Annotated in this window: 16 protein-coding genes; 8 read left to right on the plus strand and 8 right to left on the minus strand. The window is 75.4% G+C overall.

Going from position 1 to position 17993, the window contains the following annotated elements; genetic code table 11:
• Positions 1-684, plus strand: coding sequence for an alpha/beta fold hydrolase (locus tag ABFY07_RS19760; RefSeq protein WP_346175754.1), 684 nt, complete (start codon positions 1-3; stop codon positions 682-684).
• Positions 685-715: 31 nt separating this feature from the next.
• Here ABFY07_RS19760 and ABFY07_RS19765 read toward each other — a convergent pair whose 3' ends face one another.
• Positions 716-1666 (minus strand): anti-sigma factor RsbA family regulatory protein, encoded by a 951-nt coding sequence (locus ABFY07_RS19765; protein ID WP_346175755.1) that lies wholly within the window; start codon positions 1664-1666, stop codon positions 716-718.
• A 232-nt stretch (positions 1667-1898) separates the two neighbouring features.
• Here ABFY07_RS19765 and ABFY07_RS19770 point away from each other — a divergent pair, with 232 nt between their 5' ends.
• The 4 genes from ABFY07_RS19770 to ABFY07_RS19785 all read left to right on the plus strand — a co-directional run bounded on the left by ABFY07_RS19770 (position 1899) and on the right by ABFY07_RS19785 (position 5095).
• The gene (locus ABFY07_RS19770) at positions 1899-2786 is read left to right on the plus strand and encodes an alpha/beta fold hydrolase (RefSeq protein WP_346175756.1); all 888 of its coding nucleotides are present in this window, start codon (positions 1899-1901) and stop codon (positions 2784-2786) included.
• 189 nt (positions 2787-2975) lie between these two features.
• Positions 2976-3299 carry a hypothetical protein gene (locus ABFY07_RS19775; RefSeq protein ID WP_346175757.1) on the plus strand — a complete coding sequence of 108 codons (324 nt, stop codon included), beginning with the start codon at positions 2976-2978 and terminating at the stop codon, positions 3297-3299.
• 54 nt (positions 3300-3353) lie between these two features.
• On the plus strand, positions 3354-4184 hold the full coding sequence (locus tag ABFY07_RS19780; protein WP_346175758.1) for an SAM-dependent methyltransferase: 831 nt from the start codon (positions 3354-3356) through the stop codon (positions 4182-4184).
• A 161-nt stretch (positions 4185-4345) separates the two neighbouring features.
• Positions 4346-5095: an N-acetyltransferase gene (locus tag ABFY07_RS19785; protein WP_346175801.1), complete on the plus strand. Its 750-nt coding sequence runs from the start codon at positions 4346-4348 to the stop codon at positions 5093-5095.
• A gap of 42 nt (positions 5096-5137) precedes the next feature.
• On the opposite strand, the gene ABFY07_RS19790 is transcribed toward ABFY07_RS19785, so the two are convergent.
• Together ABFY07_RS19790 and ABFY07_RS19795 are read right to left on the minus strand one after the other, a co-directional pair.
• Positions 5138-7936 carry an AfsR/SARP family transcriptional regulator gene (locus tag ABFY07_RS19790; protein ID WP_346175759.1) on the minus strand — a complete coding sequence of 933 codons (2799 nt, stop codon included), beginning with the start codon at positions 7934-7936 and terminating at the stop codon, positions 5138-5140.
• 236 nt (positions 7937-8172) lie between these two features.
• Complete coding sequence (locus tag ABFY07_RS19795) at positions 8173-9039, minus strand: pentapeptide repeat-containing protein (protein ID WP_346175760.1); 867 nt, start codon at positions 9037-9039, stop codon at positions 8173-8175.
• Between the two features lie 248 nt (positions 9040-9287).
• On the opposite strand from ABFY07_RS19795, the gene ABFY07_RS19800 reads away from it, so the two are divergent.
• Complete coding sequence (locus tag ABFY07_RS19800; RefSeq protein ID WP_346175761.1) at positions 9288-9959, plus strand: enoyl-CoA hydratase-related protein; 672 nt, start codon at positions 9288-9290, stop codon at positions 9957-9959.
• Positions 9960-9994: 35 nt separating this feature from the next.
• On the opposite strand, the gene ABFY07_RS19805 is transcribed toward ABFY07_RS19800, so the two are convergent.
• Together ABFY07_RS19805 and lxmK are read right to left on the minus strand one after the other, a co-directional pair.
• The gene (locus ABFY07_RS19805) at positions 9995-11053 is read right to left on the minus strand and encodes a T3SS effector HopA1 family protein (RefSeq protein ID WP_346175762.1); all 1059 of its coding nucleotides are present in this window, start codon (positions 11051-11053) and stop codon (positions 9995-9997) included.
• On the minus strand, positions 11050-12198 hold the full coding sequence (lxmK, locus tag ABFY07_RS19810; RefSeq protein WP_346175763.1) for a class V lanthionine synthetase subunit LxmK: 1149 nt from the start codon (positions 12196-12198) through the stop codon (positions 11050-11052). Before lxmK ends, ABFY07_RS19805 begins: the two co-directional genes overlap by 4 nt.
• Positions 12199-12526: 328 nt before the next feature.
• Between lxmK and ABFY07_RS19815 the strand changes: the two genes are divergently transcribed.
• Positions 12527-12694, plus strand: a complete 168-nt coding sequence (locus ABFY07_RS19815; protein ID WP_346175764.1) for a hypothetical protein — start codon at positions 12527-12529, stop codon at positions 12692-12694.
• 176 nt (positions 12695-12870) lie between these two features.
• Here ABFY07_RS19815 and ABFY07_RS19820 read toward each other — a convergent pair whose 3' ends face one another.
• On the minus strand, positions 12871-13344 hold the full coding sequence (locus ABFY07_RS19820; protein WP_065967456.1) for a helix-turn-helix domain-containing protein: 474 nt from the start codon (positions 13342-13344) through the stop codon (positions 12871-12873).
• A 170-nt stretch (positions 13345-13514) separates the two neighbouring features.
• Here ABFY07_RS19820 and ABFY07_RS19825 point away from each other — a divergent pair, with 170 nt between their 5' ends.
• Positions 13515-16052: a LuxR C-terminal-related transcriptional regulator gene (locus ABFY07_RS19825; RefSeq protein ID WP_346175765.1), complete on the plus strand. Its 2538-nt coding sequence runs from the start codon at positions 13515-13517 to the stop codon at positions 16050-16052.
• Here the strand turns inward: ABFY07_RS19825 and ABFY07_RS19830 are convergent.
• Together ABFY07_RS19830 and ABFY07_RS19835 are read right to left on the minus strand one after the other, a co-directional pair.
• Positions 16000-17280, minus strand: coding sequence for an MAB_1171c family putative transporter (locus ABFY07_RS19830; protein WP_346175766.1), 1281 nt, complete (start codon positions 17278-17280; stop codon positions 16000-16002). The genes ABFY07_RS19825 and ABFY07_RS19830 overlap by 53 nt on opposite strands.
• A complete protein-coding gene (locus ABFY07_RS19835; protein WP_346175767.1) occupies positions 17273-17836 on the minus strand; it encodes a ParH-like protein in 564 nt (187 codons plus the stop codon). The genes ABFY07_RS19830 and ABFY07_RS19835 overlap by 8 nt, the downstream gene beginning before the upstream one ends.
• Positions 17837-17993 lie beyond the last annotated feature (157 nt).

Raw genomic sequence — 17993 nt, forward strand, 5'->3', positions numbered from 1 at the left:
ATGGCCACCTTCGTCCTCGTCCCCGGCGCCTGCCACGGCGGCTGGTGCTACGAGCGGATCGGCGACCAGCTGCGGCGGCACGGCCACCGCGCGCACGCGCTCACCCTGACCGGCTTCGGCGACCACGCCCGGCCGATGAGCGGCACGGTGAACCTCGACACCCACATCCAGGACGTGGTCGACGTGCTGACGGCCGAATCGCTCGAGGACGTGGTGCTGGTGGGGCACAGCTACGGCGGGATGGTGATCACCGGGGTGGCCGACCGGGTGCCGGAGCGGGTGGACTCCCTGGTGTACCTGGACGCGTTCGTGCCCGAGGACGGCGACTCCGTCTGGACGCTGACCTCCGAGGCGGAGCACGAGTGGTACCTGAGCGCGGGGGAGACCGGCTACGCGGTCCCGCCGCTGCCGTTCTTCGACCCCCGCGCCACAGCCCACCCGCTCGCCTCGCTCGTCCAGCGGATCCGGCTCACCGGCGACCTCGGGCGCTTCCGGCGCCGGGAGTACGCGTACGCCACGCTCTGGGACGGCCCGTCGCCGTTCACCCCCACCTACGAGCGGCTGCGCGAGGACCCCAGCTGGACGGTGCACCCGCTGGAGGGACGGCACAACCTCATGCGGGACGTGCCGGACGACCTGCTGAAGATCCTGCTCGACGTGGCGCCGCCCGGGCCCGGCCACTGACCCTCGCCGACCCGGGCGGCGCGCGGGCCGCTCAGATACGGGTGCGCAGCCTGATGGTCGTGCCGTCCGCGTCGGTCTGCATCTGCACCACATCGCACAGCATGCGCACCCCCCACAGCCCGAAGGCGGGCTCCGATCCGCTCGGCGGAGTGAAGCCCCACAGCGCGTCCGGGTACCAGTGGCCGGGGCCGGACATCTCGCAGACCAGGTCGCCGTTGTCGGTCCACATCCGCAGCTCCGCCGGCGCGCTCCCGTGCCGGACGGCGGTGGTGGCCACCTCGGCGACGGCGGACACCATGTCGCGCAGCGCGTCGCCCGCCAGCCCGTGGCGAGCGGCCCGCTCGGCCGCGAACACCCGCGTCGTGTCCAGGTCGGCCGGGTTGATCGACAACGTCTCGGCCAGCCGCGGGGCGCGGGGCAGCGGCCGCCGGTCGCAGGTGGCGCTGAACGGGCCGGGGTCGGTGTACTCCTCGCTCCTGCGCGGCCCGTGGCCGTCGATGATCTCGGGGTGGGTCTGCCGCGCGTAGCCGAGGATCTCCGGGTGCAGCGCCCGCCGGTCGTAGCAACAGATCGCGTGGGCGCCGGAGTTGCTGAACGCGGCGTTCACGATGGACTCGTAGCGCGCCCACTCCACGACCTCCAGCGGGGTGCGCCCCTGCCACACCGGCTCGGCGATCACCCGGGCCCGGCGGGGCGCCTCGGCCTTGACGTAGGCGTCGTACGCGGCGATGGTCCGCACGGGGTGCTGGTACCAGTTGAGCGCGTCCTCGAACTGCACCGACGAGGCGTCCTGGCCCAGGGCGTCCCGCAGCGCGATGACGTTCGACTTGGCGGCGACCACGACCACGGCGTCGTCGGCTTCGAGACCCGCGCGCAGGAAGGGCACGCACACCGAGACCACCTCCTCCTCGTCGTGGTAGAGGAATCCGCGGTGCACCATGGAGGCGCGGTGCTCCGCGACTCCACTGCTCTGGCCGGTCATAGGGGCTCCCTCGGGCTGCGCCGGAAAATCGCACGCGCGTCCATCGCTTGAATGTCAGGACGGTGTGGTGTGCAGTCTGCCACCCCCGGCCGCGCGCCGCACGGGGACCCTCAACATCGAACAATGCCTGAACGCAACGGCGTTGCGGGACGAACGGGCCGGGTGGAGCGGCGCCCCACAGGGGTGGCGACGGCGCATGGACGAGCCCCTGGGGGTGGCATAGCATCCCGGCGTGACACAGCTGAAATACGTCAACGCCAATGAACTCGAGTTCGCATATGTCGAAGCGGGCCCCGCTGACGCGCCGTTGGCGCTCTGCCTGCACGGCTTCCCCGACACCGCGCACACCTGGCGCCATCTGCTGCCCGCCCTCGGCGACGCGGGCTACCACGCCGTCGCCCCCTTCCTGAGGGGCTACGCGCCCACCGGCATCCCCGCCGACGGCGCCTACCAGGCCGGTGCGCTCGCCTCCGACGCCAACGCGCTGCACGACGCGCTCGGCGGCGACGGCGACGCGGTGCTCATCGGACACGACTGGGGCGCGATCGCCGCCTACGGCGCCACCGCCCACGCCCCCGAGCGCTGGCGGCGGGCCGTGACGATGGCCGTCCCGCCGCTGGGCGGGGTGCTGGCCGACTTCTTCGACTACGACTACGACCAGTTCAAGCGGTCGTTCTACATCTTCCTGTTCCAGACACCGCTGGCCGAGGCGGGGGTCGCGGCCCACGACATGGCGCTCATCGACGGCCTGTGGCGCGACTGGTCGCCGGGCTACCACCACGCCGAGCAGGACATCGCCCACGTCAAGGAGAGCCTGCGCGAGCCGGCCAACCTCGAGGCCGCCATCGGCTACTACCGCGCCCTGTTCGACCCCTCGCGCCACCTGGAGAAGTACGCCGCCGAGCAGGAGGCCATCACCCGGACCGGCGAGCGGCCCACCCTCTACCTGCACGGCACCGCCGACGGGTGCATAGGCGCCGACGTGGTCGGCAGCGCCAAGGACAACCTCCCGCCCGGCTCGCGCGTCGAACTGGTCGAGGGGGCGGGACACTTCCTCCACCTGGAGCGGCCCGAGGCGATCAACCGGGAGATCCTCACCTGGCTGGGCGCCGTTTCCTAGGGGCTCGGTTCTCCCCCAGCTACCGCTGGGAGGTGCCCCCGGCCGGGTCGCTGGGCTTGGCACGGGCGGCGGGCCGGTATACCCGGTCCGCCGCCCGGTTTACCGCCGCTATACCGCCGCTACCCCGCCCTCTTCGATGCTGGAGGCATCGCTACAGCCGCCCGGTAGGGACGCGTCTGGAGAGGGCCTGTGAACGTCGACGAACACCAGCAACAGCACACCGAACACGAAGCCCTCTACGCCTGGAGTACCTACCAGGTCTCCGGCGGAGTGGAAGGATCCGGCCCGAGCGGCACCTGCCGCGCGGAGAAGACCGCCCGTGCCTGCCTCGAAGCCGCGCTGCAGGCGGCGGCGGTCCACTCGGACGTTTACTCCTGGGGGCAGCTCAGCCGGGTGCGGGCGGATGTCGATCTGCCCTTCCACCTGTGGTCCCGCGCCCCGCTCGCCTGGGCCGAGCCGGGCCCGCGGGAAACGGTCACCTGGCGGCCCGGACCCGCGCCGCACGGGCAGTGACACGTATCGGCATGCGGTGAGGCGGTGGCAGTGCTCGTGGCAGGGGAATTCGGGATGAACAGCAGCGGGGCCGGGATCGGTCTCAGGACACCGGGGAGCCGGCAGCAGGCCGCGGACGGCCACCTCCAGGGCCGTGCGGCCAATCCGGCCCGGGTCTACAACTATCTCGTCGGCGGCAAGGACAACTACCTCGCCGACTACGAGCAGGCCCAGCGGTTCCTGCGGATCGCGCCGGAGGTCCGGGACACCGCGCTGTCCAACCGGCGTTTCCTGGCCCGCGCGGTGCGCCACGTGGCCGGCGAGGGCATCGACCAGTTCCTGGACATCGGCGCGGGCCTGCCGGTGAACCCGAACGTGCACGAGGTCGCGCGGGCGGTCGAACCACGGGCCCGGGTGGTCTACGTGGACAACGACCCCATCGTGGCCAGCCACGGCCGGGCCCTGCTGACCGGCTCCGGCACCACCACCATCAGGGCCGATCTGCGCACCCCCGAGCGGATCCTGGACCACGACGAGCTGCGCCGGCTGCTGGACCCGCGGCAACCGGTGGCGATCGTGCTGACCTTCGTCCTCGACTACATCGCCGACGCGGACGACCCGTGGGGCCTGGTCGCGCGGCTGATGGACTGGGCCGCGCCGGGCAGCTGTCTGATCCTGTCCCATGTCACCGGCGACTTCACCGAGAACCCGTACCGGGACTGGTCCGGCTTCACCACCCCCGTCTCGTCCGCGGCCCGCGACCGGGCGGGGATCCAGGAGTTCTTCGCCGGGCTCGACCTCCTGGAGCCGGGCCTGGTGCAACTGCCCCTGTGGCGGCCGGGCATCGGGGCCGAGCACGACCCGTCCCGCGTCTGGGCGTACGGCGGAGTCGCCCGCAAGGCATAGTGCGGCCCGGGGACCGCTCGACCAGGGAAAACATTTGGCACCGAGCCCCGGTTGTGGCAGCGTTCCCGGCCGTGACCGACACCAACACTCACACCGACACCAACACTCACACCGACGCCGGCACTGACGCCGGCACCGGCAGCGGCGCGGGCACCGACGGCATCCGGATCACCCGGCTCGCCGACCGTCCCTCGCTGACCGACCGCGTCTACGAGATCTCCGAGGCCTGGCCCACCTTCATCGCCCACGACCTGGTCGCCAACGCCCTGATGTCCCGGGTGGTGGAGGAGTTCCCCGAGTACTGCGTGGTGGCCACCGACGGCGACCGGGTCGTCGCGCGGGGGTTCGCCGTCCCCTTCAACGCCGAGCTCGACGGCCGCGAGGAGATGCCGGACCAGGGCTGGGACCGCGTGCTGGCCTGGGCGTTCCGCGACCGCCGCGGCGGGCATCCGACCACGGCGGCCAGCGCCCTGGAAATCACCGTGGACAGCGACTACCTCGGCCGCGGTCTGTCCTACCGCATGCTGGAGGCCCTGTGCGACGCGGTCGCACACCAGGGCCACGACGCGCTCCTCGCCCCCGTGCGCCCCACGGCGAAGCACCGGGAGCCGCACGTCCTCATGGCCGACTACCTCGCCCGGCGGCGCGACGACGGGCTGCCCAGCGACCCCTGGGTACGGGTGCACGTCAAGGCCGGCGGCACCGTCGAGAAGATCGCTCCGGCGTCGATGACGGTCAGCGCGTCCCTGGCGCAGTGGCGGCTCTGGACCGGCCTGCCCTTCGACCGCGACGGCGAGGTCGAGGTGGACGGCGCCCTGGTGCCGGTGCGCTGCGACACCGCCCATGACCACGCGGTCTACGTCGAACCCAACGTGTGGATCCGCCACCGCCTGCGCCCGCGCTCCGCCTGAGGGTCCGGGGCACGCCCGGGAGGGTTCGGCGGGCCGCGCGGCTCAGCGCGGCCCGGGCCCGATGTCCAGGGTCATACAGGCGGGGAAGAGCCCGCTCCAGGTGTGCCCGCGCCAGCTCTCGTAGGTGCCCGGCTGCTTCCACACCGGCAGGGCCTGGTCCAGGTGTGTCCGGCCCTCGGGAAACCTGCCCTGCTCCATGTACGTGATCCCCATCTCGTACAGGGCGAACCCCTCGTGGTGGATGTTGCCGGCCCGCCGGGCGCCCTCCAGGCTCTCCTTGAAGCAGGTCAGGGCCTCCTCCGGCCGGCCGAGACCGCGGTGGGCCCGGCCCAGGTTGCCCAGGCCGATCACCTCGGCCGCCAGGTCGCCGGTCTTCCGGGCCAGGGCGAGCTGGCCCTGCTGCACCTCGATGGCCTCCTCGTGGAGCCCCAGCTCGCACAGCGCGTCGGCGAGGTTGCACAGGGACCGCAGCTCGCCCTCGTGGTGGCCCAGCTCGCGCCAGATCTCCAGTGCGTCCTCCAGGCACGCCCGCACCTCCCCGTACGCGCGCCGCAGCCAGTGCGCGCCCGCGAGGTGGTCGAGGCCCCACGCCTCGCTCTCCAGGTCGCCGAGGCGGCGGGCGGCCTGGATGGCCAGCTCGTTGACCGTCTGGAGGTCCTGGGCGTGGGCCCGCGGATAGAGGAACCACTGCAAGGACTGGGCCAGCCGAACGCCGAGGCGCGCGACCGGCTCCGGCCCGTCCACGGCGTAGGCGACGGCGGCCAGCAGATTGCGCAGCTCCGCCTTCAGCCAGGCCTCCGCCTCCGCGCCGTCGGAGAGCGGGACCGCGGCACCCTCGACGGGGTGCCGGGGCCAGGGGCGGAGCGGATCGAGCAGGGTGACCGCCTGCTGCGCGGTGGCCAGGTAGCAGGACAGCCCGCGCGCCACCGCCGCCGACCGCTCGGCCTCGGAGTCCTCCTGCTCCGCCCGCTCGGACGCGAACAGTCTGAGCAGGTCGTGCATGTGGTAGCGGATCGAGTCCGGGCTCTCCAGGAGCTGTGCGTCGACCAGCCGCTCCAGGGCGCTCTCGGTCCGGCCGGGGGTGAGGCCCAGCAGGGCGGTGGCCACCGGCAGGCTCACATCCGGCCCGGGCAGGGCGCTGAGCAGTCGGAACGCGCGCGCCGCGTCCTGGTCGTCGGAGCGCCGGCCCTCGCGGAAGCCGTCGTAGCTGACCTGGAAGCTGGTACGGACGGCCAGGTCGCCGAAGCTCAGCTCGTCCAGCCGCCCGCGCGCGTCGGTCAGCTTGGTCACCAGGGAGCGCAGGGAGCGGCCGGGGCGGGCGGCCAGCCGGGCCCCGGCGATCCGCAGGGCCAGCGGCAGGCCGCCGCACAGCCGGGTGATGGCCTCGGCCTCCTCCGGCTCGGCCCGGACCCGCTCCGCGCCGACGATCCGCTCCAGCAGTGCGACGGCCTGGTCGCGGGGGAGGACGTCCAGGTGCAGATGGGTGGCGCCCTCCAGCGTGGTGAGCATCTCGCGGCTGGTGACCAGCGCGCTGCAGCCGGGTCCGGCCGGCAGCAGCGGGCGGACCTGCTCCACGGAGGCGGCGTTGTCCAGGATCACCAGCAGCCGCCGGCCCGCCGCCAGGGAGCGGAACTGGGCGGACGCCTCGTCGGTGTCGCCGGGGACCTGGGAGCCGTCCACCCCGAGGGCGCGCAGGAACCGGCCGAGCACCTCGCCGGGGTCGAGGGCCGTGAGCCCGGCCGTCGCGCCGTGCAGATCGACGTAGAGCTGGCCGTCGGGGAACCGGTCGGCGAGCTGGTGGGCGGCGTGGATGGCCAGGCTCGACTTGCCGACCCCGCCGGTGCCGTCGATGGCCGCGATCACCACCGGACGCCCGCTCGCGCCCCCTGCGCCGCCGTCGGCCCCGTCGGCTCCCTCGGCCCCGTGCCGGTCCTGCTCCTCGAGCAGGGTCCGTATCACCGCGACCTCGCCGTGCCGCCCGGTGAAGGCGGGGCTGGCGGGCGGAAGCTGCCGGGGGCCCCGGGAGGCGGCCCGGCGAGCGGGCGCGGGTCGCTCCTCGCGGCGCTCCGGCGACGGCATCAGGGCCTCGTCGCCGGCCAGGATCCGCTGGTGGAGCCGCTGAAGCGCCGGGGTCGGCTCCACGCCGAGCTCCTCGGCCAGCGAGCGGCGCAGCGCGCGGTACGCGGCCAGGGCGTCGGCCTGCCGTCCGGACCGGTACAGCGCCAGCATCTGCCGGCCGCGCAGGTCCTCCCGGAAGGGGTGCTCGGCCGTCAGCGTCTCCAGCTCGCCGAGCACCGAGGCGTGGCGGCCGCACCGCAGATCGGCCTCGACCCGGGCGTCCACGGCCTGCAGGCGCAACTCCGTGAGCCGGGCGGTCTCCGCCTGTACGGAGGGGGCCGGGGGCACGTCCTGGAACGGGGCGCCGCGCCACAGCCGCAGCGCCTCGCGCAGCCGCTCGGCGGCGGCCTCCGGGCCGTCCCGGTCCAGCCCGCGCCGCCCCTCCTCGACCAGCTGCTCGAACCGGTGCGCGTCGAAGTCGGCGGCGTCCACGGCGAGTCGGTAGCCGTGGGCCTTGTAGCCCTGCTTGTCGGTGATCAGGACCTCGCCCGACTCGTCACCCAGGGTCTGCCGCAGCCGCGAGACATAGGTCTGGAGCAACTTCCCGGCGCTGCGCGGCTGTCCCTCCTCGCCCCACAGTTCGTCCAGGAGCCGCTCGGTGGGCACGGTCCGGTTGGCGTGGCACAGCAACACCGCGAGCAGCATGCGCCACTTGGCGGGGCCGAGGGAGATCCATCGGTCGCCGCCGCGCACTTCCAGCGCTCCCAGGACCCGATACCGCACCCGTTACCTCCGAGGCCCCCGGACCGAGCCCGGCCCCTGTCTCGTCCGTCTCTTCCGGCTGGTCTGTCTTCCGGCCGGTGTGTGTCCCGTCCGGCCGGTGTGTTCTGACACGTCAACTCACCGCTGTTGAAACGGTTATACCTTCCCGCGGGCCGTTCCCGTGCATCATTCACCGGTCGCGAAGGCCCCTCGTCGGCCCTGAGCGGTGAGGTTGGCCGAAACCGACTGCGGGTGCGTCAGGACGCGGTGGCGGACACCCAGTGCGCGGGGTGGCTCAGGGCCCGGGGCAGTTCGGTGGTGGCGTCCCCCTTGGCCGCGTCGAGCTGGGCCTGGGTGAGGAAGATCGCTCCCGTGAGGTCGGCGCCGGTCAGATCCGCGTCGCGGAAGTCCACCCCGATCAGATCGGCCTCCCGCAGGTCCGCGCCGCTCAGGTCGGCCGCGATCAGACGGGCGCCGCGCAGGTTGGCGCCGCGCAGGTCGGCCCCCTTGAGGCGGGCGCCGATGAGGTCGGCGCCCCGGTGGTTCTTCTTGCGGCCGGGGACCTTGGCCCGCACCAGCTCGCCGGCGCGCAGCAGCAGGACGTTCACCTCCTGGCGGAGCGCCGCCACGTCCAGCCGGGCCAGGGATTCGGCGCTGCCGCGCGTGTGGCGTTCCAGGTTCTCCCGGGCGAGGCGGAGGTCGGCGTGGATCGGGCGGGCCGGGCGCAGGGTCAGCGCCTCGGCCACGTACCACAGCAGTTCGTGCAGCGCCCGCATGACGGGGAACACCTCGAACATCCGCGGTGCGGTGTCGGGGGCCTGCCGCCAGTCCCGGCCGCCGAAGGTGACCTGGGAGACCTTCTGGCCCGCCCCGAAGCAGTCGAAGACCGTGCAGCCGGAGAAGCCCCGCTCGCGCAGCCGGGTGTGGATGCCGCAGCGGAAGTCGGCCTGGAGGTTCGCACACGGCCGCCCGGCCGGCTTGTCGACCGCGAAGTCGGCGGAGCGGGCGAAGGGCAGGGCGACGCAGCACAGTCCGAAGCAGTTCGCGCAGTCGGCCCGCAGGTCGGGCCGGTCGGGGCCGGTCGCGGGGGTGCCGGCCGACGGGGTTTCGCGCTTCCGGGACAACGTGCCTGGTCTCCTGCCGTGAGATGAGCGCCGCTCGCCGCGTGCTCGGGACGGGTGTCCATTCTCCCTCAGGTCCCCGGCGCCCCGGCGCTCGGGCCGGGCCCGGCCCGACCTCGGGGGGCACCCCCTTGTACGCGCTGTGCCGCACCCCTTAAGTTACTGACAGGTAGGGCTGTCGGGGAGGCGGTGGGTTTTCCGGGCCGTGCCCCGTCGTCACGCCTGTCCCCGCCCAGCTCGAAGGAGCCGCCATGCCCACGCTCGACCGCCACGACAACGTCTTCGTCCTCGATCTCGGAGACGGCGAGAACCGCTTCCACCCCGACTGGCTCGCCTCGGTGGACGCCGCCCTGGAGGAGGTGGAGAAGGCCGAGGGCCCCCGCGCCCTGGTGACGGCGGCGACGGGGAAGTTCTACTCCAACGGCCTGGATCTGGACTGGCTGTTCGCCCACTCCGACCGGCACCGGGACTACGTGGTCTCGGTCCATGAGCTCTTCGCGCGGCTGCTGTCCCTCCCGGCGATCACCGTGGCCGCGCTGCAGGGGCACACCTTCGCCGCCGGCGCCATGTTCTCCCTCGCCCACGACTTCCGGGTGATGCGCGCCGACCGGGGCTACTGGTGTCTGCCCGAAGCGGACATCAACATTCCCTTCACGCCCGGCATGAGCGCCCTCATCCAGGCCCGGCTGACCCCGCGGACCGCCCATGAGGCCATGCTCACCGCCCGCCGCTACGGCGGTACGGAGGCCGAGGCCGCCGGCGTCGTCGACCGCGCGGTCGACGAGGAGTCCGTACGCGCCACCGCCGTGGAGATCGCCCAGGCACAGGTGAACAAGGCCGGAGACACCCTCGGCACCATCAAGGCGAGGATGTACGCCCCGGTCCTGGCCACCCTGCGCGACACGGCCAACCCCCTCGGCTGACGACGCGTGCGGCGCCCGGGGCGTCGGAGGATTCCTCAGGGGAGGGGGCGGGAAGCCGGCCGCGACGTCAGCAGGGCCGAGGTGGGCAGGCCGGGGGAGGAGTGGTTGCGGGCGGGTTCCGCCGGGTCGGCCCCCGCGCGGTGCAGCGAGGCCGCGACCTCCCGGGCCAGGTCCGTGCGCTCGCGGTCCGCGGCGTGCCGTAGGACGCCCTCGGCGACGGCCGCCGCCCGGTGCTGGCCGAAGCTCTGCCCGTGCCGGCCGGGCCGGGCATCGCGCGGCTCCCAGGCCACCGCGACCCCCGGAAGCAGCCGCCGCGTGAAGACGGAGGTGTCCGCGCCCACCCCCGGCAGTCGGCGCACGGCCGCCGCCAGCGGGAACACCGCGTCCGCGCGGTCCGCGTCGAGATAGACCACGAGGGCGTCGCGGCGCGGATACGCCCACGGACGCGAGAGAACCTTGGCGCGGTACGGCACGGACCGGGCGGTCAGCTCCGCCAGCAGGACGCCCCACACCCGCGGCGCGGCGTCCGCGTACCGCAGATGGACGTACATCCGCAGCAGCTCGCGGCCCGCACCGTCCGCGGGGCGCCCGTCCGCCCCGTCCACCAGCCAGAAACCCGGTGACAGGGCCGGCCGTACGGCGGGCAGTTCCACGACCACCCGCGCGCCCGCGCCCGGCGGCCCGCCACCCGGGCCCCCGCGCACCGCGTCCGGCGGCAGGCTCACCCGAACCCGCCCCAGCTCCGCGGTGAGCACCCCGCCGCCGGGCGCCGGCGGGGTGCGCACCACGGCCTCGGCCGGCGTGTGCGCGTGCGGTGTCGCCCCGATCAGCCGCGCCTCGAAGGGGTGGTCGCGGCGCGGCGGGAGGGCGGGCGCGTCCGGCTCGCGCGCCGTTCCCGCGTGCCACCGCTCGTACAGCGCGGCGGCCAGGGCCTGCCGTACCTCCCGCACCGTGTCGCCGGGGACGCGGAGCCCCTCCAGCCGGATGTCGGGCGTGCCGTCCGCCCGGGTGTCGCACAGCCGCAGGTGGGTCAGCGCGGCCCGCAGGGCGGGGGACAGCGGGCCGTGTCCGGCCGGCTCGGCGGTGCCGGTCACGCGTCCCCCAGCCCGAGCACGTCGACGAACCGGCCGGGGGCGAGCAGCGCGCTGCGGCCCACGCCCGCGGTCCCCCGCTGGACGGCGGTCAGCCGCGCGCTGTGCGCGGCGGCGGCGAGCACCCGGTCGAACAGGTGCCACCCGGCGTAGGCCACCGCCCGCTCCGCGAGGCCCGGGTCGGCCACCGGCCGGGCCTCGCGGTACCCCTGCCAGAACGCGGCGATCAGCGGCCGTACGCCGTCGAGCCGGCCGGCGCCGGCACGCACCAGGGACGCGTGGGTGCCGCCGTCGGCGCCTTCCGGGTCCCCGGGGGCGTCGGGCTCGAACTCGGTGAACATCAGCGTGGCCGCGCGGAACAGCCACTGTCCGACGAAGCCGCCGACATCGCGGGCCGGGTCGGCGAGGCGGAACTCCTCCCAGTCACACAGGTGCAGTTCGTCGCCGCGCAGCAGGAACTGATCCAGCCTCAGATCGCCGTGTGCGGGCACCGGCCCGGCGGCGGCCGAGCGCTCGCCGAGCGCCCGCAGCGCCGCCCGGAGGCCCTCGTCGTGCTGCAGCAGCGCCCAGAAACCGAGTTCGCCCCCGCTGCTGCGGGCGTACTCCGCCACGGTCAGGGCGGACAGCCGGGAGGCCAGTCCCCCTGTCCCTCGGGCTGCCGCGCGGGGGACCCCGCCGGGGTGGAAGCCGTGCAGCTCTCCCACCGCCCGTCCGGCGCGGCGCGCCAGGCCGGTGTCGAACGCGCCCCGCTCGGCCAGGACCGCCCCGGACACCGCCCCCTCCAGGAGGGCGTAGACCAGGACCAGGGCCTCGCGGTCCCCGCCGAGGAAGGCCGGGGCGCTCCAGCCGAGCGGGCCGGCCGCGGCCCGCGCCACCTGGAAGGCGTACGCCCGGTCGAAGCGCGCCGCCGCGTCGGGCGCCCCCCGGTCCAGTCGCTTGACGAACACCCGGCGGCCGTCCTCGGTGCGGCCGGCCCAGTTGTCATTGCGTCCCGGGTGGCCGACGAGCCCGTCGGGCACCAGAGGCCGGAGGCCGAGTCGCGTCAGCGCGAGGCCGACCTCGGGGGCCTCGGTGAGCGGCACCGGGGCGAGATCGTGCCGTGGTGCGGCCGGTGCGCCGTGCACGTCCGCCGGAATCGTCGCTGTCATGCCCGGAACGCTAGGCAGGGGCGGGACCGGACGGAAAGTGACAGGACTTGGCCTGGCAGGCGCCCGTCGGGAGCCACCGGCCCGGCCCCCCGGGGGGCAAGGTTCTGCCGGTTTCGCGCGGTGGCGGGGCGCTCCCGCCCCTCGCCGCCGCGCCGACCGCCGCCGGCGCCCCGGGGTTGGGCCAGTTTCCTGCGGGTGTCCGTGCCGGGCGACGGCTGCTGGGATCGAGGCACGGACGGGGAGGCGGGGCCGGGGCGGATCGCGACCGGCCCCCGCGCACCCGACACCGACCCCGACACACGACACGCGACACGAGGAGACAGCAGCCATGAGCGCCATCGACCTGATGGGCGGTTACGCCGCCTACACCACGCCCGACGCGGCCGTCGCGGAGCTCGCCACCACCGGCAACGCGGCGGACCAGTCCACCATCACCATCGTCACCACCACGCTCTCGCTGATCACCACCATCACCGCCGGCGACGCGCCGGTGTGAGCGGCGGGGGCCTGACGGCCTGTCGAAACGAGCCCGTCATGACCCCGTAGCCCCGAACGGGCCCCGTCGACGCCCCCGTCGGCGGGGCCCGCCCGTGGTGTCACGCGGGGGATCGGCTCCGGCTGCGGCTCCGGTGCCGGCTCGGGGGCCTGCCGCCTCGGGCGCCCACTCGGGTGTCAGCGCCGGTCGGGGCGGCGCCCCGCACCCTTCTCCGCCTCCGCCTCCGCTTCCGCCGCGGCCCGCGCCTCGCGCCGGGCGATCGCCTCGATGACATCGCGGATCCTGCCCAGCCCCTCCGGGGAGAGGTTCACCGCGCGCAGCGCCGCGTCCCGGACGCCCGCGTCGCGCAGCGCGCCGAGCAGCTCCAGTTCGCGGGCGATCTCCGTGCCCTGCTCGTCGTCGAAGAAGTAGGCCGGAGGGACCTGGAAGAACCGCGCCAGCGCCTCCAGATGGCGCTTGGTCGGGTTGTCCCGCCGCCCGGTGCGCAGTTGCCACAGATAGGTGGCCGAGAAGGTCTCACCGGTGGCCTCGCGGCAGGCCCGGGCCACTTCCTCGTGGCTGTACTGCTGGCGGTCGGGTCTGCGCACGATCTCGAAGAGAGCGTCGATCCTGTCGGCCAGCGCCGACCGCGTGGGCTCCTCCCCTGTCACGGCGCACCTCTCCCGTCGCTCGTCGGCGCCCGCCGCGGCTGTCCGGCGGATATCAGCACACATGGGTCTTCAACCCGTCGCCGATTCATTCTAGTTGACAGGTCGTCGAGCTGCTGTGCAGGATTTTCCTCACCATATTCATCTCAGCTCATATCCCTCGGGGGGCGGCCGTGACCGATCCGCACGACCGCGAGATTTTCGGACGGGACCGTGAGGTCTCCGAGCTGCTGGCGCTCCTGACCGACACCCGCACGCCCGGCGTGGTGCTCTCCGGCGGGCCGGGTATCGGCAAGGCACGGCTGGCCCGAGCGGTCGCGTCCGCGTACGCGGCGGCGCGTGGCGCCGAGACGATCGCCTTCGACCCCACCGCCCACGAGAACCCGGGCGCGGAGCTCCGCCGCCTCCTCGAACGCCCCGGGCGCGCCGGGGCCGGCCCGCTCCTCGTCGCCGAGGGCCTGGCCCCGGCGCACCTCCAGGGGCTGCCGGCCGCCGTGGCGCGCGACGGCGCCCGGCTGATCATCACCACCCGCGAGCCCCTGGCCGCCGTGGGCGCCGAGGGGTTCGCCGGGCGCGTGGTCGGGCCGCTGCCCGTCCCGCTCGACTGCTCGGCGCTCGACCTCGACGGCCTGTGCCGCATCCCGTCCGTGCGGCTGTACGTGGCCTCCGTACGCGCGCTGAACCCCGCCTTCCGCGTCCGGCACCACAACCAGGAGGCGGTCGCCCGCACCTGCGCGGAACTGCGGGGCGTCCCCGGCGCGCTGGTCCTGGCGGCGCGGATCGCCGCTCTGGAGGGCCCCGAAGTGCTCTGGGCCGCGCTGGAGGGTCGCTTCGACCCCGGGCCGGCAGGCCCGGCGGGGGCCGGGGGCGACAGCGGGAGCCTGGCGCGGCTGCTCGACGCGTACGGCGGCCCCGCGCCCGCCCCGGCCCACCCCGTGGAAAGATCCGCACCGGCGGGGACCGGCCCCCACCCGGGCGACACCGAACGCCGACTGCTCGCCTGCTCCCGGCTCTTCAGCGGCGGGGCCGGGCCCGAGGCGCTGCGCCGGATCGCGGGCGTCCCCCTCAACGCCTTCCCGCGGGCGCTGGAGAACCTGCTCGGCCGCCATCTGCTGGCCGTGTCCGCCCTCCCCTCCGGCCGCCTGGACGGTTTCACCCGGACCCGGCTGCACCTGCCGTTCCAGTTGTCCGCCGCCGGGCCGGGCCCCGCGCCGCGCGGCGACGACCTCCGGCTCGCCCACGCCCGCTACTACGCCGAGCTGGCGCGCAGCGCGGCGCGCCGCATCGCCGAGGGCGACCAGCAGACGGGGATCGCGGCTTTCCGGAGCGAGGAGCGCAACATCCGCTGCGCCCTGGACACCCTGATCGACGTCGGCTCGGCCGACGAGGCGATCGCGCTCGTCGACCACGCGCGCGCCTACTGGTGCGCCTCGGGCACCCCGTTCACCTGGGCCGAGCGGCTGACCGCCCTGCCGGCGGCGCCGGCCGCCGCGCCCTGGCGGATCCGGCTCGACCTGTTGCTGGCCGAGGCGGCGATCCGGGCCGGGGAGCCGGAGGCGGCCCTCGCGCTCCTCGCCCAGACGGACGCCGACCGGGCCGGCGCGGACGGGACACCCGGGGCCGCCCTGCTCGCGGCCAGGTCGCTGCACCTCAGGGGCATCGCCGAGGCTCCGTACCGGCCGCGCGAGGCGCTGACCGCCCTGCACGCGGCGGTCGCGGCCCACCGGTCGTACGCCGGCGACGGACAGGCCACCCACCGCGTCGTGCTGGACGCCTCGCTCGCGGAGTTCCTCCACGGCGGCCTGACGAAGGCCACGGCCCTGGCGGTGGAGGCCCTGTCGGGCGCCACCCGGCGCCGGGACGCGCTGGTCTCCGGGACCGCCCTGCTCCAGCTCGGCGTCTTCGCCGCCGCCCGTGGCCGGGCGGCCGAGGCCGACGGCTGCTTCGACCGGGCCGTGGCCGGGCTGCGCACCCTCGGCACCCCCGCCGTGCTCGGCGCCCTGGTGTCGGTGCTGGGCACTCCCCTGCTGCCCGGGACCGCCGCCCGCGCCGCCGAGGTGGTCCGGTGCCTGGGCGGCTGCCACGCCGCGCGCGGCCCGGGCGGGCTGCTCGACGAGCCCGCGCACCCGGACTTCACCATGGGGCGGCTGGAGGGCCACATGCGGCGGTATCTGGGCGAACGGGCCTTCTTCGCGGCCCTGTCGGAGGGGGCCGGGACGCCGCTGCCCGACCTGGTCAAGCAGTTCGCGTCCCGGCACGGCCCCATGCGGCCGGACGGGGCCCCCGGCCCGGGCGCGGCCCTCGACGCCACGCCGGGCCGGAGCGCGCCCGCGGCCCCCGGGCGGGGACGTGGCCCCCGGGAGGCCGGCGCCCCTGAGCCCCGCCCGGCCGCCCCCCGGCCGTGCGCGGGGCCGGCCGCGGACCCGCCGCCGGCCCCCGGCCGGGGCGCCCCCCTGCCCGGCGACCCGCTCACTCCCCGTCAGTCCCAGGTCTCCGCCCTGATCACCCTGGGGCTGAGCAACAAGCAGATCGCCCGCCGGCTGCAGATCTCCGAGTGGACGGTGGTGAACCACATCAGGGAGACCATGCGGAAGCTGGGCTGCTCCTCACGGGTCGAGATCGCCAACTGGGTGCACCACACCTCCGACGCCTCCGCCTTCAGTCCTTCCGTCCCGGCGCCGACGCCGGTGCCCGCTCCCGCCCCGGGGTGAACGGTGGCCCGGCGGTGGCCCGGGCGCGTGTGGCCCGCCGCTCCGCCGCCGCGTCCCCCGCGGACCGGGCGAACGCCTCCGCCACCCGCACCAGCCAGGCCGCCTCCGCGTCGACGCTGCCCCGCACCGGCCGGACGGCGGGGCGGGGGCCGGTGCCGACCGGGTCCCGGGTCGGGGCGTCGGGCCGTACGCCACCCCTGGCCGCGTCGAGCGCCGCCGCGACGGCGGCGGCCTCCGCCTCGGCGCCCTCGCCGTCCCCGGCCCGGCCCACCGCGAGGGTGCCGCACTGCGGGACGTACGGGCGCAGCGCCAGGTAGCCGTCGCGGATCTCGATCACCCTGCGGTACAGCGCGAACTCCGCGCTGCGCGGCGGCAGCCACGTCGGCCGGCGCGTCCGCGCCCGCAGGGCGATCCCGGGCACGGCGGTGTGGAGCGCAGACCAGAGCGGTTCCAGGGCGCGGTAGCTGCGGTAGGCGCGCAGCCAGCGGGCCGGCGTCGTCAGGGCGCCGCCCCACCGGGCGGCGGTCGCGCCCAGGCCGGCCAGCACCAGGCAGGCGCCGCCCAGCGCCAGCGCGACCGGGTCCTGGCCCGCGCCCTGACGGCCGGTGCGGGCCATGTTCGCGACGCCCGCCAGGCCCCACACCGCCCACAACCCGCCCAGACACGCGCTCGCGGTGACCAGCCGCAGACCGGTGCGGAACGGGCCCGGGCCCGAGCGCCGGACCTGGGCGTGCACCGGGAGCGCGAACAGGGCCAGGCTCCACAGGCTGTACAGCGTGAACAGCACGTCGAAGGCGACCAGGGCGGCCCTGCCCGCCGTCCCGGGGACGGTGATCGCGCCTTCCTCCACGGTCGCGCGCGAGACGAGGAAGCACGCGGTGGCCGCCGCGCACACGGCCACCGTGACCCACGGGTGCCACCGCGCCGGGAGGCGCCGTGAGTCGGGCAGGCCGAGCTCCGCCGCCGCCAGGGCCAGAGCGCACAGTGCGGCCATCTCCAGTTGGCGGCCGAGGAGGTGCGGCCAGGCCGTGGCCGCGGTGGGCAGCACACGGGCGGCCGCCGCCGCCGTCGCCGGGGCGAGGACCGCCATCGCGGCCCCCATGCACAGCCCGAACAGACACAGCGGGCGGCTGCCCGGGGGGAAGCGGCGGCCGCGCGCCGGCCGCAGTTGGTACCAGCCCACCGCCATCGCCGCCGCGGCGGGCAGGTAGGCCAGGAGGTCACCCACGGCCGGGTGCGCGGTCCGGCGCCTGAGCCCCGGCCGGTCCGCGCGGTGGGTGCGTACCGCCCGGCCTCGCGCCGACGAGCGGGCCGAGCCGGGCCTGGCCGGGGCTGGGCGTGCCCGGACCCCGGTCGTTGCGCAGCGCCCGCTGCCGGATCAGGGAGGCCAGGTACTCGGCTTCCCGCTCCTGCGGCTGGGTGTACACGGTCCTGCCGAGCACCCGGCGCACCAGGGAGGCCGTCAGATGGGGTGTCAGCAGGCCCACGGCGGCCGGGTCGGCCGTGCCCTCGTGGCCCCACAGCAGGTGGGCGGCCTCGTGCAGCACGATGTGCTGCCGGTGGAGGTCGGTGGTGTCCGCCGCGTAGCAGATGTAGTCGGCCCGGTCGGTGGTCGCGAGCAGGCCGCACGGCAGGGAGCCGCGCACGGTGACCGGCAGCAGCTCGATCGGGCGTCCGCGCCGCTCGGCCAGCAGGGCCACGAACGCGGCCGGGTCGAATGGGCTCGGCAGGTCGAGACCGTCGATGAGCCGGCGGCTGCGCCACCATAATCGCGCGCGGTTCACCGGCCGCCCGCCAGCCCGCGCATAAGCCGCCCCCTTCAACCGCCCCGCGTTCGCCCGGCATGGGCGACTGTACCGGCATCCGGGGAATCCACAAGCGCGAGAAGCGGCCTCACTCCTGGCCGAGCCACAGGTCCGGGCCGAAGACCTCGTAGTGGAT

It is taken from the genome of Streptomyces sparsogenes subsp. cuspidosporus (assembly GCF_039532705.1).
In the GTDB taxonomy this organism is placed as follows: Bacteria; Actinomycetota; Actinomycetes; order Streptomycetales; family Streptomycetaceae; genus Streptomyces; species Streptomyces sparsogenes.